This window comes from Bacteroides difficilis, from assembly GCF_048319815.1.
Taxonomy (GTDB): domain Bacteria; phylum Bacteroidota; class Bacteroidia; order Bacteroidales; family Bacteroidaceae; genus Bacteroides; species Bacteroides zhangwenhongii.
The window spans coordinates 1,940,995-1,954,540 of the sequence record NZ_CP182814.1 but is presented as its reverse complement, the minus strand read 5'-3'; the positions used below and the strand labels follow the sequence as shown (position 1 = coordinate 1,954,540).

The window sequence follows — 13,546 nt, the reverse complement described above, 5'->3', positions numbered from 1 at the left end:
GCATACCTGCACGCCTATTTTTTCGCTTTTTTTAATTAGCCATTTCAGAGATGAACTTAATACGTACCAAACGGACTTCCTCTTCCGTGAAGTCATCGCCCAGTTCATCAAGCGCATCATCAATCTTATCCGTAGTAGATTCCTTGAAGTAATCGTAGATATCGAGCATATGGTCTTCGTCCATGATCTCTTCCAGGAAATAATCGATATTCAGTTTCGTTCCCGAATAAACAATCGCTTCCACTTCATCCAGCAATTCGCCGAACTCAATTCCTTTAGAAAGAGCGATATCATCCAACGCCACTTTACGGTCGATAGCCTGAATGATAGACACCTTCATCTTCGATTTATTGGCAACCGTACGTACACGTAAATCTTCGGGACGTTCTATCTCATTCTCTTCACAGTGACGCTTGATCAGTTTACAGAACTCCTCACCATAACGTTTTGCCTTTCCGGCACCCACACCGGGAATGTTCTGCAACTCATCCAATGTTACCGGATAGATAGTAGCCATCGCTTCCAAAGACGGGTCCTGGAATATCACGTAGGGCGGAACTTCCAGTTTTTTCGAGAGCTTCTTCCGCAAATCTTTCAACATTGAATAAAGAGCCGGATCCACCGCACAAGAGCCACCGCCACGTGCCGGTGCTTCCTCTTCAGTCTCTTCAAAGTCGTTATCTTCAGTAATCTTGAATGATTTCGGCTTCTTCAGAAATTTGTGTCCCTCTTCCGTTACCTTCAGAAGTCCATAATGTTCCACGTCTTTGCTCAAGTAACCTCCAATCAACGCCTGACGGATCACCGCATTCCACGTCTTATCCTCTTCGCCCATACCGGAACCGAACACCTCCAGGTCTTCATGCAAATGAGCCTGTACTTCTGAAGTTTCTCTACCTTGTAGTATGTCTATAATATAATCTGCTTTAAAATTTTCTTTCACCGCGATAATCGCTTCAATCACGGTACATAATAAATCTTGAGCCTCCACTTGTTTTTTAGGGTTTAAACAGTTGTCACAATTTCCACAATTTTCTTCCGTGTACTCCTCACCAAAATAATGTAGTAATGTCTTGCGTCGGCATACGGAAGATTCGGCATAAGCAGCGGTTTCCAACAGAAGCTGCTTGCCAATTTCCTGTTCTGCCACAGGTTTGCCTTGCATGAACTTTTCCAGTTTCTGCAAGTCTTTGTTTGTATAAAAGGTTATGCACTGGCCTTCTCCGCCATCTCTACCGGCACGTCCGGTTTCCTGATAATACCCTTCCAGACTCTTCGGAATATCGTAGTGAATCACAAACCTTACATCCGGTTTGTCTATCCCCATACCAAATGCGATAGTCGCCACAATAACGTCTACCTTTTCCATCAAGAAGTCATCCTGATTCTTGGTTCTCGTCACCGAGTCCATCCCTGCATGATAGGGGCGCGCATTGATACCGTTTGCTTGCAGGATTTCAGCAAGTTCTTCCACTCTTTTCCGGCTCAGGCAATAGATGATACCCGATTTCTCCGGATTGTTCTTGATAAACTTGATTATATCCCTGTCGATATTAGCGGTCTTCGCACGTACCTCATAATACAAGTTCGGACGGTTGAACGAGGATTTAAAGACTTGTGCATCTACCATCCCCAGATTCTTCTGGATATCATGTTGTACCTTCGGTGTTGCCGTTGCTGTAAGCGCAATCAGCGGTGCCTTTCCTATTTCATTGATAATCGGACGGATTCGTCGGTATTCAGGTCGGAAGTCATGTCCCCATTCCGAAATACAGTGGGCTTCGTCCACCGCATAGAACGAGATCTTCACCGAACGCAAAAATTCCACGTTTTCCTCCTTTGTCAGCGACTCAGGTGCCACATATAGTAATTTTGTTTTTCCGGCAAGGATGTCAGACCTCACTTGTTCTATCGCGCCTTTATTCAATGAAGAATTGATGAAATGGGCGATGCCATCCTCTTCACTGAAATTACGCATTGCATCCACCTGGTTTTTCATCAACGCAATAAGCGGAGAAATTACGATTGCCGTACCTTCCATCAAGAGCGAAGGTAACTGATAGCATAAAGATTTCCCGCCACCGGTAGGCATCAGTACAAAGGTATCTTTGCCACTAAGCAAATTCTGAATGATTGCTTCCTGGTTTCCCTTGAACTTATTAAATCCGAAATACTTTTTCAGTTCATCTGTTAAATTAATCTTCCCTGCCATCTTAACTTAGGTTGTTTTATTCAGTTCATGGTTTAACTTCAAGTAAACCTCTCTTTTTCAAGAGAGCCAAACAAAGTTATAAACAACTTCGTAATTACCAAGCAAAAAGTGACTAATATTTTCAAGAAAAAACAGAAACAATCAATTCCAGTTACCTTACGTTCTGATTTTAAGCCGTTTGCAATCGTGCCATATTCGCTTTTTCCAGTTGGCTTTTTGCATATTCCAGCGTCACCTCATACGTTTTCTTGTTCTCTGAAGGGATTTCAAACATGACATCCATCATGATTGTTTCCACAATAGAGCGCAATCCGCGGGCACCCAACTTATATTCCACAGCCTTGTCGACGATATACTCGAAAACAGACTTCTCGAATGTAAGTTTAATACCATCCATCTCAAACAACTTGATATACTGTTTGATGATTGAGTTCTTGGGTTCGGTAAGGATAGCACGAAGCGCATCACGATCTAACGGATTCAGATAAGTCAGCACCGGAAGACGTCCGATAATTTCGGGAATCAGCCCGAATGACTTCAAATCCTGAGGAGCGATATATTGCATCATGTTGTTCCTGTCTACCGTCGCTGTTTTTTGTGAAGCCGTATAACCTACGACGTGCGTATTCAACCGTTGAGCGATTTTCTTCTCGATACCGTCAAAAGCACCGCCACAGATAAAGAGGATATTCTTGGTATTTACCGGAATCATCTTCTGGTCAGGATGCTTACGACCTCCCTGAGGAGGGACATTCACCACCGAGCCCTCAAGCAATTTCAGCAATCCCTGCTGTACACCTTCACCACTCACATCGCGAGTAATAGAAGGGTTGTCCCCTTTACGGGCTATCTTGTCAATCTCATCGATAAACACGATCCCCTGTTCCGCTTCGGGTACATTATAATCTGCCACCTGAAGCAGACGGGTTAAAATACTTTCAATATCTTCGCCCACATAACCGGCTTCCGTCAATACCGTAGCATCCACAATCGTAAACGGCACGTGCAACAACTTGGCAATGGTACGTGCCAACAACGTCTTTCCTGTTCCTGTACTACCCACCATAATGATATTAGATTTCTCAATCTCCACATCATCGCCGCTATCTTTCTGCAGCAGGCGCTTATAATGGTTGTAGACCGACACGGAAAGGAAACGCTTCGCGTCATCCTGTCCAATCACATACTGGTCGAGGAATTTCTTGATTTCTACCGGTTTGGGGAGTTCTTTTAAATTAAGCTTGGTAGCTCCGGCACTTTTTTTACTCTCTCCCAAAGCCTCCTGAGTTATCTCGTAAGCCTGAGTAGCGCAACTGTCGCAGATGTAGCCATTCATCCCGGTAATCAGGAGTCCGACTTCATTCTCCGACCTGCCGCAAAAGCTACATCTTTTCTTTGTCTTTGAATCAGCCATTTTTATTTCTTAATCAATACCTCATCAATCATACCGTATTCTTTCGCTTCCTGAGCTGTCATCCAGTAGTCACGGTCTGAGTCCGCCCATACTTTATCGAAATCAGTATGCGAATGATCGGCGATGATCGTATAAAGTTCCTTCTTCAATTTCTGAATTTCACGAGCTGTGATTTCAATGTCCGAAGCCTGTCCCTGTGCGCCTCCCATCGGTTGATGAATCATCACGCGTGAATGAGGCAACGCAGAACGCTTGCCTTCGGCACCGGCTACCAGCAATACAGCTGCCATTGAAGCCGCCATACCCGTACAAATCGTAGCGACATCGCTTGATATAAACTGCATGGTATCATAAATACCTAATCCGGCATATACACTTCCACCCGGTGAATTGATATAAATTGAAATATCCTTGCCCGGATCAACGGAATCCAGATACAGCAACTGTGCCTGAAGCGTATTGGCTGTATAATCATCCACTTGTGTACCTAAGAAAATGATGCGGTCCATCATCAAACGGGAGAAAACGTCGAGTTGAGTTACATTCAACTGTCTCTCTTCCAGAATATAAGGATTCAAATACCCGGCCTGCGATTTAATCACATCATCCAATACCATGCCATTCATTCCTAAATGCTTGGTTGCGTATTTTCTAAAATCATCCATATTAATTGTTCCTTTCTATAAATTTAAAATAAATGTAAGCGCAAAGAAACGAAAAAGAATACAGAGACACAAAAAAACACAGAGTTATAATTCTATAAAAACTCTGTGTTTCTGTGACTTTATGTTCGGTTCAACCGAATGATTATTCAAACATCTTATTGAATTCTTCGATAGAAACGTTCTTGTTTTCCAAAGTTACCTGTGCTTTCAAGGCAGCAGCCAACTTCACTTCCACAACGCGGCTCACCAGGTTGTTTACGGTTTCTTTCTTCTTCAACATCTCCTGTACGTAGTTGTCGAGTACATCATCAGGAACAGACAACATGCCATATTGGGCGAACTGTGCCTTCGTTGTATCTTTTGCTACTTTCAGAACATCTTCCTGCTCCACCTTGATATCGTTAGCCTCTACCAACTGTTCCTTAATCAAATGCCAAGTCAACTCCTCAATGCTCTTATCATAGTTCTCAGCAACATATTCTTCTCCCTTTTCTTCGTTGTTCAGCAACATGATGCGTTTCAGCAGTGCATCCGGGAATTCCAGCTTACCCACTTTCTCCATCATCATCTTGCGAACATCGATCAAGAACTTATAATCGCTGTCAGCAACGAATCTTGCTGCGATTTCTTCCTTAATCTTAGCACGGAATTCTTCTTCTGTCTTCACAACACCCTCACCGAAAGCCTGATCGAACAGTTCCTGATTCAATTCACCAGCAACAAAGCGAGTGATTTCTTCTACCTGGAAGCTGAAGTTGGATTTCACATCCTTAGCAATATTCTTGTCGATTTTCAGCAAAGAACCCAGTTCCGTCTCGTTTCCGTCAAAAGCAACGTTCGGATTGAATACCAATACATCGTTTACTTTTGCATTAGCGAAGATAGCTTTCTGTTCGTCATTCTTCATATAAGAAGGCATCATAACCGCACCTTCTACCTGAATGCCGCCTTCTTTCGTATTGCCTTCTTCGTCCAACTGAGCCAACAGACCTTTCAGCATATCATTATCCTGATAAGTATCTACTGTATCGTATTTACCGGTGCGTTGAGTATACATCTTCACCTGGTTGTCGATCATCTCGTCAGATACTTCAATCGTATAATAATCTACCTTATCCTTAGCACTTACTTCTGCCTTGAATTCAGGTGCCAAAGCAATGTCGAACACGAAATCGAATTCATCCATTGTATCGAAATCAATATTCTGTTGCTTTTCTTCGTTAGGCAACGGTTCGCCCAACATATTCACCTTATTTTCTTTGATATAATTGTAAACAGCCTCTTGCAGTGTCTTATTCACTACCTCGGCAATTACAGACTTGCCATACATCTTTTTAACAAGACTTGCAGGAACCATACCTTTACGGAATCCCGGCATATCTACCTTTTGGCGGAGCGTTCTCAACTCTTTGTCTACTTTCTCCTGATAGTCGGCTTTCTCAAGCTTCACAGTAAGCTCGGCGCTTACTTTGTCAATGTTTTGTAATGAAACGTTCATTCTGACAATTATTTATTTGATTTATACTTTGTTCTATCCTTAAATGAGGGTGCAAAATTAGTGCTAATCTTTTAAATTTCAAAAGACATTGCAGATTTATTTCGTATCTATTTGGAATACCCGTGCAACAATTCACTGACACAGAGGGCTTCTTTGAAACCTCCGGTATCTTTTTTTCTCATTTTTCACAAATTAAACCTACAAAAAGATGGTCAATCCAAAAATTATGCTTTTCTTTGCTGCGGATTGATGGACCATTAGTTTCTCGATTTGATTACAAGGTTTTTACTTCCGTTCTAAAAACGCATTTGTAAACTCTCTGTCGTTTTAATCCTTTTATTAGTAACCATCTATCCAGAGAGTTTTATTCATTTATTTATTTTTTATCATTTTCATTATGAACATTTATGTTGGAAACCTTAACTACCGCGTTAAGGAAGGAGATCTGCAACAAGTGATGGAAGATTACGGAGCAGTATCATCAGTCAAAGTTATTATGGACCGTGAAACCGGTAAATCCAAAGGATTCGCTTTCATCGAAATGGAAGACGATGCTGCAGCTGCTAAAGCTATCGCTGAATTGAACGGAGCTGAGTACATGGGCCGCACCATGGTAGTTAAAGAAGCTAGACCTAAAGCTTAAATGCCGACGCTACATAGCTAAGAAAAAAGAAACTTCTGCCACCCGATGACAGAAGTTTTTTTATTGCCTATATACAATCAGCCTTCCATATTCTGTACTTCCAGCTCCTTCACCTTACGAAGCAAGTCGGAGGCGAAAATAAAGTTATTCAGACGTTCGTTGGTAGAAGTGAAGATATCGTCTTTCGTCCCTTCCCACTCCTTGTGACCTTCATAAATATAAATCACCTTCTCGCCGATTCCCAAAACGGAATTCATGTCATGCGTATTAATAATGGTGGTCATATTATATTCCTGAGTGATGTCATGAATCAAGTCATCAATCACCAATGAGGTTTTCGGGTCTAGTCCCGAGTTCGGCTCGTCGCAGAACAAATATTGCGGATTCAAAGAAATAGCACGTGCAATAGCTACACGTTTCTGCATACCTCCACTGATTTCTCCGGGATACTTGTCCTTCGCTTCGGACAGGTTGACACGATCCAGGCAGAACATAGCCCGTTTGGTACGATCGCGCAACGTATCGTTGCTAAACATATTCAAAGGAAACATCACATTATCCAACACCGACATGGAATCGAAAAGAGCCGCACTTTGGAAGATCATTCCCATCTCCTTGCGAAGCATCTTTTTCTCTTTCTTCCCCATCAGCACAAGGTTACGTCCGTCATACAAAACCTCCCCTTTCTCCGGTGTGAGCAACCCCACAATACATTTCATCAACACCGTCTTTCCGGAACCACTCTGACCGATAATCAAGTTCGTCTTTCCGTTCTCAAAAGTTGCATTGATATCACTCAATACTGTTTTATCATCAAATGATTTATAAAGTCCTTTAATATCAATCATCCCATCAAAAGTTTAGTTAATACCAAGTCCGCAAACAGAATCAACACACTGCTGGATACTACGGAATCCGTCGAGGCTTTTCCCACAGCAATCGAGCCGCCGTCCACCGTATATCCGAAGAAAGCGGATACACTTGCAATGATAAAGGCGAAGAAGAGAGATTTGATGATACCCGCCCAGATAAACCATTCGTTAAACATATATTGCAAACCATATTCCAGATCGACGGCATTCATCACACCGGCAAACCAACAGGTACAAAAAGCGCCGATAATCCCGGCAAAAATACTGAACGTCACCAATATAGGAATAACAGTCACCATTGCCGTAATTTTAGGCAATATCAGATAATTGGCCGAGTTGACTCCCATGATTTCAAGCGCGTCGATCTGCTGTGTCACCCGCATGGTTCCCAGCTCCGAAGCAATATTCGATCCGACCTTTCCCGCAAGAATCAGACACATGATAGAAGAAGAAAACTCCAACAACATAATCTCACGTGTCACGTATCCCACTGTCCAACGGGGCATCCACGGACTTTCGATATTCAACTTAATCTGAATGGTAATCACCGCGCCGATGAAAAACGAAATCAGCAGCACGATACCGATGGAGTTTACACCTAGCTGCTCCAACTCGTTTAGGTATTGCCGGAAAAACATACGCATCCGCTCGGGACGGGAAAAAGTCCGCCCCATCAGCATAAAATATCTTCCGACGGTTCTCAATGCTTTTATCATAACTCACACTATTTGTCTGCAAATGTACATTATTTCAGCTTATTTTTACTACATTTGCCGCAAAATAACTAGAATATGGAAGAAAGCAAGATGGTGCTCCGCACGGAAGACCTGGTTAAGAAGTACGGTAAACGGACCGTTGTAAGCCACGTTTCCATCAATGTGAAGCAAGGTGAGATTGTAGGTTTGCTGGGACCGAACGGTGCCGGTAAGACGACTTCATTCTATATGACCGTCGGGTTGATTACCCCTAATGAAGGCCGTATCTTCCTCGACGACTTGGAGATTACCAAATATCCGGTTTACAAACGGGCACAAACGGGAATCGGATACCTTGCACAGGAAGCCTCCGTATTCCGCCAGATGAGTGTGGAAGACAATATTGCTGCTGTGCTCGAGATGACCAACAAGCCTAAAGAGTATCAGAAGGAAAAGCTCGAAAGTCTGATAGCGGAATTCCGTCTGCAAAAGGTGCGCAAGAACAAGGGTAACCAGCTGTCCGGTGGCGAACGCCGTCGTACGGAAATCGCACGTTGCCTTGCCATTGACCCTAAATTCATCATGCTTGACGAACCATTTGCCGGTGTCGACCCGATTGCCGTAGAAGACATCCAACAGATTGTATGGAAACTGAAAGATAAAAATATCGGTATCCTGATTACCGACCATAACGTACAGGAAACACTTAGCATTACCGACCGCGCCTATCTACTGTTTGAAGGAAAGATTCTTTTTCAAGGCACGCCGGAAGAATTGTCGGAGAACCAGATTGTGCGTGAAAAGTATTTGAGTAATAGTTTCGTACTACGCCGCAAAGATTTCCAATTGGAAAAATAGGTTCACCACAGAGGACGCAGAGGACACAGAGGGAAATAATGGATTTATCCGAAATAATCAAAGATGATTCGGTGAATATCTCAGATCTCCAATCATAAAAAAGCAACCGACTCTTCATGAATCGGTTGCTTTTTATATTAAACCTCTGCGTCCTCTGTGTCCTCTGTGGTGAGTCTTATTTCTGACGGATATAGATATTAATCGGTGTACCTGTCAGATTCCACTTTTCGCGCATTTTGTTTTCCAAGAAACGTTTGTAAGGCTCCTTCACGTACTGAGGCAAGTTGGCAAAATAGACAAATGAAGGTACTTGCGTATTCGGCAACTGTGTGATATATTTAATCTTGATATACTTACCTTTATTTGAAGGAGGTGGATATGCCTCGATCAACGGAAGCATTTCTTCATTCAGACGGGCGGTCGGTATCTTTGTTGTACGGTTCTCGTATACGTTACGGGCTTCTTCAAGCACTTTCAGAATACGTTGTTTAGTCAGTGCCGAAGCAAAAATAATCGGGAAATCGACAAACGGGGCAAAACGCGAACGGACAGCTTCCTCAAATGTTTTCTGTACTTTCACTGATTTATCCTCCACCAAATCCCATTTATTAATTACAACTACCAGCCCTTTCTGGTTCTTCTGAATCAAAGAGAAGATATTCAAGTCCTGGCTTTCTATACCTCTTGTAGCATCCAGCATTAGAATACACACATCCGAACCTTCGATGGCACGAATAGAACGAATAACCGAGTAATATTCCAAATCCTCATTGACCTTGCTCTTTTTACGGATACCGGCCGTATCTACCAGATAAAAATCAAAGCCGAACTTATTGTAACGGGTATAAATAGAATCGCGGGTCGTTCCCGCAATCTCTGTCACGATATTACGGTCTTCACCGATAAAAGCATTCACAATAGAAGACTTACCGGCGTTCGGACGGCCTACCACTGCAAAACGGGGAATATCATCATCCAGAATCTCCGACGTTTCTTTCTTGAATTTGCTGACAATCAAATCCATCAAATCACCAGTTCCACTTCCCGTTATGGCAGAAACACAATACGGATCCCCCAATCCCAGTTTATAGAATTCCGGAGCATTATATTGTAACTCATGATTATCCGTCTTGTTGGCAACCATTATCACCGGACTTTTCGCACGGCGCAAGATAGCCGCTACCTGCATATCCAAATCAGTCACTCCGTTCATCACATCCACTACAAACAGAATAACATCCGCTTCTTCTACAGCCAGCAATACTTGTTTACGAATCTCTTCTTCAAAGATATCATCCGAGTTTACCACCCATCCTCCGGTGTCCACCACCGAAAACTCACGGCCCAGCCACTCGGACTTACCATATTGTCTGTCGCGGGTCGTCCCCGCAGTTTCATTCACAATAGCCTGACGAGTCTTCGTCAGACGGTTAAATAAGGTAGACTTGCCCACATTGGGGCGTCCTACAATTGCAACTAAATTTCCCATAGTTCAATACCTTGTTTTTCACGACTATCACAGTCGCATGAATACTCTTAATCTAACTGATAACCAAAATTACGCAACTCTTTATCCGAACTGCGCCAATCCTTATCAACTTTCACATACGTCTCCAAGAAGATTGTCTTTCCGAAGAAACGCTCCAGTTCACGGCGAGCCTCAGTAGCAACCTTCTTCAACGCCTTTCCCTGTTTGCCGATGATAATTCCCTTCTGCGATTCACGTTCCACATAGATGACTGCCCGTATATGAATTTTCTTGGCTTCTTCCTTGAATTCTTCCACAGCCACCTCTACCGAATAGGGAATCTCCTTGTCGTAATACAACAAAATCTTTTCCCGGATAATCTCGTTCACAAAGAAACGGGCAGGTTTGTCCGTCCACTGGTCCTTCCCGAAATAAGGAGGGGAATCCGGCAACAATTCCTTGATCCTCTTCATCACGTAATCCACGTTGAACTTAGAAGCTGCAGAAATCGGAATAATCTCGGCCTGCGGAAGCAGTTCCTTCCAATCCTCCACCAACTTGACCAGCTTCTCCTGGTCAGTAAGGTCAATCTTGTTAATGAGCAACAATACAGGCACCGTCATCTGACGCACCTTTGCCATAAACTCATTATTCTTATCCGGCGTCTCTACCACATCCGTCACATAAAGCAAGATATCCGCATCCGTCAATGCCGAAGTAGAAAAGTTCAACATAGACTCCTGAAGTTTGTAATTAGGTTTCAATACTCCCGGAGTATCAGAAAAAACTATCTGCATCTCATCCGTATTATAGATTCCCATAATCCGGTGACGAGTAGTCTGCGCTTTGAAGGTAGCGATCGAAATACGTTCACCCACCAAAGCATTCATTAATGTCGATTTTCCGACATTCGGATTTCCTACGATGTTCACAAAACCAGCTTTATGCATTTCTCTTCATTTTATTGGTTGAGACAAAAAAACGCATCGAATCGAAATAGGATGCGTTTTTGAGTGTTATAGTTCAGTAACTTTTGTTACTTATTCCTTCTTTCCGTCATAACCCCACTTCACGTATACCGCACCCCATGTAAATCCGGCGCCGAATGCAGTGAAGATGATGTTATCGCCTTTCTTGAGTTTATCCTCAAAATCCCAAATACACAAAGGAAGCGTACCGGCACTAGTGTTACCGTAATGTTCGATATTTACCAGCACTTTATCCATCGGCACTTCCATGCGATGGGCTACCGCCTCGATAATACGGACATTTGCCTGATGCGGCACAATCCAGTCGATATTATCTTTTGTCAGTCCATTCTTTTCCGCGATTGCGGCAGAAACATCCGACATACTGGAAACAGCATATTTGAACACTGTTCTTCCTTCCTGATGCAGATAGTGCATTTTATTGTCTACTGTGAAATAAGACGGAGGACAAACCGACCCGCCGGCTTTCATGTGTAGGAAAGGCAATCCTTTACCATCCGTTCTCAGTATCGAATCCATAATACCCACATCTTCCGTAGTCGGCTCCACCATAAAAGCGGCAGCACCGTCACCAAAGATAGGACAGGTAGCACGATCTGTATAGTTGACCATCGACGACATCTTATCGGCACCGACGATGATAATTTTCTTATATCTTCCCGAACGAATAAAATTCGCAGCCGTCTCCATCAAATAGAGAAAACCGCTACAAGCAGCCTGCAAGTCGAAAGCGAATGCATTTTTCAGTCCGAGTTTATCGCAAAGAATAGAAGCTGTAGAAGGGAAGTGATAGTCAGGAGTACTAGTAGCAACAACAACCAAATCAATATCATCAGGATTGGCGCCAGTTTTTTTCATCAACTGTTTGGCAGCCTTACGCGCCATATACGAACTACCTAATCCTTCCTCATTCAGAATGTGTCTTTCTTTTACTCCAATACGAGTCATAATCCATTCGTCGTTGGTATCCACCATCTTTGATATCTCATCGTTAGTCAAGATATAATCCGGAACGTATCCGCCGACTCCTGTGATTACTGCATTTATTTTTTCCATCAAACCTATTTTAAATTAGCAATACTATAATACTTAAAGCAGCCGGAGAGATTTACCCTCAGGCTGTTTTCAGTATGACTGTACTAATTATACAGCTGCTTCTTTCTCGATAGCGAGCTTACCTCTGTAATAACCGCAAGCGCCACATACAGTGTGGTAAACATGCCATTCACCGCAATTCGGACAGATAGCCAATGTAGGAGCTACCGCCTTATCGTGAGTTCTTCTCTTCGCTTGTCTCGTACTTGATTGTCTTCTCTTAGGATGTGCCATTTTCTTAAAACTTTAATTATTATCTAATATTTTTTTTAATTCATTCCAGCGAGGATCGATTTGTTCCTCCACTTCTTCCTCTATTACGATGTCTTCGCCACCACCTGCATCGAAGCTGTCATCTACATCGCTATCCTCATTCGCATTTGTCTTCAAATGCTTATTCAATTTACTAGTCATTGCTTTATTGCACTTACCGGGAGCATGTATATGCTTCATCGGAATAGCGAGCGCAATAAACTCATACATGAACCATGCTACATTGATTTCTCCTTCCTCTTCGGGAATCACGATAAGGTTATCTCCCTCTTCCGCATATTCATGTCCAAATTTCACCATCAGCTTATCAGAAGAGCTGATAGGCAACTCCATATCATCCAAACAACGGTCGCATGGTACCCATACCATTCCATCTGTCTGAAAACTCAGCTCGAAAGCACGAGAGGTTCTTTTTACGGTCAATGTAACATTCACCTTTCCTTTCTGAACTTCAGGACCATCAATGTGAGCGAAGTAAAGGTTATCCAACACAAACTCATACTTAGCAGAGTCTGCCTGCATACCTTTCAAGTCAATTTTATATTTATCAAATTTTCCCAAAGCTTCTCTCTTTTTAAAATCGTTAGCTTACAATTCGGGCGACAAAGATACAAATAAATATCCTCATAACATACAAATTATCAGTAAATATTCACTTTTTTAATAGGTATTATGAAGAAAAACAGAAAGCCTCGCCCGTCCAATAGACAAGCGAGGCTTCTTCAAAAACGGCGGCTACCTACTCTCCCACTGTTACGCAGTACCATCGGCGTGACGAGGCTTAACTTCTCTGTTCGGAATGGGAAGAGGTGGAACCCTCGTGCTATAACCACCTGAATAAGGGTATGACATGATGAAAAGTAA

At 42.8% G+C, this 13,546-nt stretch carries 13 protein-coding genes and 1 rRNA gene; 2 read left to right on the top strand and 12 right to left on the bottom strand.

Annotation, left to right across the window (positions count from 1 at the left end; all coding sequences use genetic code 11):
- Positions 1-31 precede the first annotated feature (31 nt).
- From recQ to tig, 4 genes are all read right to left on the bottom strand, one after another.
- On the bottom strand, positions 32-2,212 hold the full coding sequence (recQ, locus tag ACNOGP_RS07250) for a DNA helicase RecQ (protein WP_007749569.1): 2,181 nt from the start codon (positions 2,210-2,212) through the stop codon (positions 32-34).
- 169 nt (positions 2,213-2,381) lie between these two features.
- A complete protein-coding gene (gene clpX / locus ACNOGP_RS07245) occupies positions 2,382-3,626 on the bottom strand; it encodes an ATP-dependent Clp protease ATP-binding subunit ClpX (RefSeq protein ID WP_418214421.1) in 1,245 nt (414 codons plus the stop codon).
- Between the two features lie 2 nt (positions 3,627-3,628).
- Positions 3,629-4,291, bottom strand: a complete 663-nt coding sequence (gene clpP, locus ACNOGP_RS07240) for an ATP-dependent Clp endopeptidase proteolytic subunit ClpP (RefSeq protein ID WP_004297164.1) — start codon at positions 4,289-4,291, stop codon at positions 3,629-3,631.
- A gap of 142 nt (positions 4,292-4,433) precedes the next feature.
- Positions 4,434-5,789: a trigger factor gene (gene tig, locus ACNOGP_RS07235; RefSeq protein ID WP_143868423.1), complete on the bottom strand. Its 1,356-nt coding sequence runs from the start codon at positions 5,787-5,789 to the stop codon at positions 4,434-4,436.
- A 397-nt stretch (positions 5,790-6,186) separates the two neighbouring features.
- On the opposite strand from tig, the gene ACNOGP_RS07230 reads away from it, so the two are divergent.
- Positions 6,187-6,432, top strand: a complete 246-nt coding sequence (locus ACNOGP_RS07230; RefSeq protein WP_007757556.1) for an RNA recognition motif domain-containing protein — start codon at positions 6,187-6,189, stop codon at positions 6,430-6,432.
- Positions 6,433-6,509: 77 nt separating this feature from the next.
- On the opposite strand, the gene ACNOGP_RS07225 is transcribed toward ACNOGP_RS07230, so the two are convergent.
- Together ACNOGP_RS07225 and ACNOGP_RS07220 are read right to left on the bottom strand one after the other, a co-directional pair.
- Positions 6,510-7,280: an ABC transporter ATP-binding protein gene (locus ACNOGP_RS07225; RefSeq protein ID WP_007757557.1), complete on the bottom strand. Its 771-nt coding sequence runs from the start codon at positions 7,278-7,280 to the stop codon at positions 6,510-6,512.
- A complete protein-coding gene (locus ACNOGP_RS07220; protein ID WP_007757558.1) occupies positions 7,277-8,020 on the bottom strand; it encodes an MlaE family ABC transporter permease in 744 nt (247 codons plus the stop codon). The genes ACNOGP_RS07225 and ACNOGP_RS07220 overlap by 4 nt, the downstream gene beginning before the upstream one ends.
- A gap of 75 nt (positions 8,021-8,095) precedes the next feature.
- Here ACNOGP_RS07220 and lptB point away from each other — a divergent pair, with 75 nt between their 5' ends.
- Entirely contained in the window at positions 8,096-8,857 is a 762-nt protein-coding gene (lptB, locus tag ACNOGP_RS07215; protein WP_004308626.1) for an LPS export ABC transporter ATP-binding protein, read from the top strand.
- Between the two features lie 175 nt (positions 8,858-9,032).
- On the opposite strand, the gene der is transcribed toward lptB, so the two are convergent.
- From der to rrf, 6 genes are all read right to left on the bottom strand, one after another.
- Positions 9,033-10,346: a ribosome biogenesis GTPase Der gene (der, locus tag ACNOGP_RS07210; RefSeq protein ID WP_007764253.1), complete on the bottom strand. Its 1,314-nt coding sequence runs from the start codon at positions 10,344-10,346 to the stop codon at positions 9,033-9,035.
- 47 nt (positions 10,347-10,393) lie between these two features.
- Entirely contained in the window at positions 10,394-11,275 is an 882-nt protein-coding gene (era, locus tag ACNOGP_RS07205) for a GTPase Era (protein WP_007757561.1), read from the bottom strand.
- Positions 11,276-11,365: 90 nt separating this feature from the next.
- A complete protein-coding gene (locus ACNOGP_RS07200) occupies positions 11,366-12,370 on the bottom strand; it encodes a beta-ketoacyl-ACP synthase III (RefSeq protein WP_007757562.1) in 1,005 nt (334 codons plus the stop codon).
- Between the two features lie 87 nt (positions 12,371-12,457).
- Positions 12,458-12,643 carry a 50S ribosomal protein L32 gene (gene rpmF / locus ACNOGP_RS07195; RefSeq protein ID WP_004296852.1) on the bottom strand — a complete coding sequence of 62 codons (186 nt, stop codon included), beginning with the start codon at positions 12,641-12,643 and terminating at the stop codon, positions 12,458-12,460.
- Positions 12,644-12,655: 12 nt separating this feature from the next.
- The gene (locus tag ACNOGP_RS07190) at positions 12,656-13,243 is read right to left on the bottom strand and encodes a YceD family protein (RefSeq protein WP_007757564.1); all 588 of its coding nucleotides are present in this window, start codon (positions 13,241-13,243) and stop codon (positions 12,656-12,658) included.
- Between the two features lie 165 nt (positions 13,244-13,408).
- A 5S ribosomal RNA gene (gene rrf / locus ACNOGP_RS07185) occupies positions 13,409-13,519 on the bottom strand.
- Positions 13,520-13,546 lie beyond the last annotated feature (27 nt).

What these genes read in the sequence shown, in the direction of transcription:
- recQ (WP_007749569.1), bottom strand. Translation starts at nt 2,212, where the DNA reads ATGGCAGGGAAGATTAATTTAACAGATGAACTGAAAAAGTATTTCGGA.
- clpX (WP_418214421.1), bottom strand. Translation starts at nt 3,626, where the DNA reads ATGGCTGATTCAAAGACAAAGAAAAGATGTAGCTTTTGCGGCAGGTCG.
- clpP (WP_004297164.1), bottom strand. Translation starts at nt 4,291, where the DNA reads ATGGATGATTTTAGAAAATACGCAACCAAGCATTTAGGAATGAATGGC.
- tig (WP_143868423.1), bottom strand. Translation starts at nt 5,789, where the DNA reads ATGAACGTTTCATTACAAAACATTGACAAAGTAAGCGCCGAGCTTACT.
- ACNOGP_RS07230 (WP_007757556.1), top strand. Translation starts at nt 6,187, where the DNA reads ATGAACATTTATGTTGGAAACCTTAACTACCGCGTTAAGGAAGGAGAT.
- ACNOGP_RS07225 (WP_007757557.1), bottom strand. Translation starts at nt 7,280, where the DNA reads ATGATTGATATTAAAGGACTTTATAAATCATTTGATGATAAAACAGTA.
- ACNOGP_RS07220 (WP_007757558.1), bottom strand. Translation starts at nt 8,020, where the DNA reads ATGATAAAAGCATTGAGAACCGTCGGAAGATATTTTATGCTGATGGGG.
- lptB (WP_004308626.1), top strand. Translation starts at nt 8,096, where the DNA reads ATGGAAGAAAGCAAGATGGTGCTCCGCACGGAAGACCTGGTTAAGAAG.
- der (WP_007764253.1), bottom strand. Translation starts at nt 10,346, where the DNA reads ATGGGAAATTTAGTTGCAATTGTAGGACGCCCCAATGTGGGCAAGTCT.
- era (WP_007757561.1), bottom strand. Translation starts at nt 11,275, where the DNA reads ATGCATAAAGCTGGTTTTGTGAACATCGTAGGAAATCCGAATGTCGGA.
- ACNOGP_RS07200 (WP_007757562.1), bottom strand. Translation starts at nt 12,370, where the DNA reads ATGGAAAAAATAAATGCAGTAATCACAGGAGTCGGCGGATACGTTCCG.
- rpmF (WP_004296852.1), bottom strand. Translation starts at nt 12,643, where the DNA reads ATGGCACATCCTAAGAGAAGACAATCAAGTACGAGACAAGCGAAGAGA.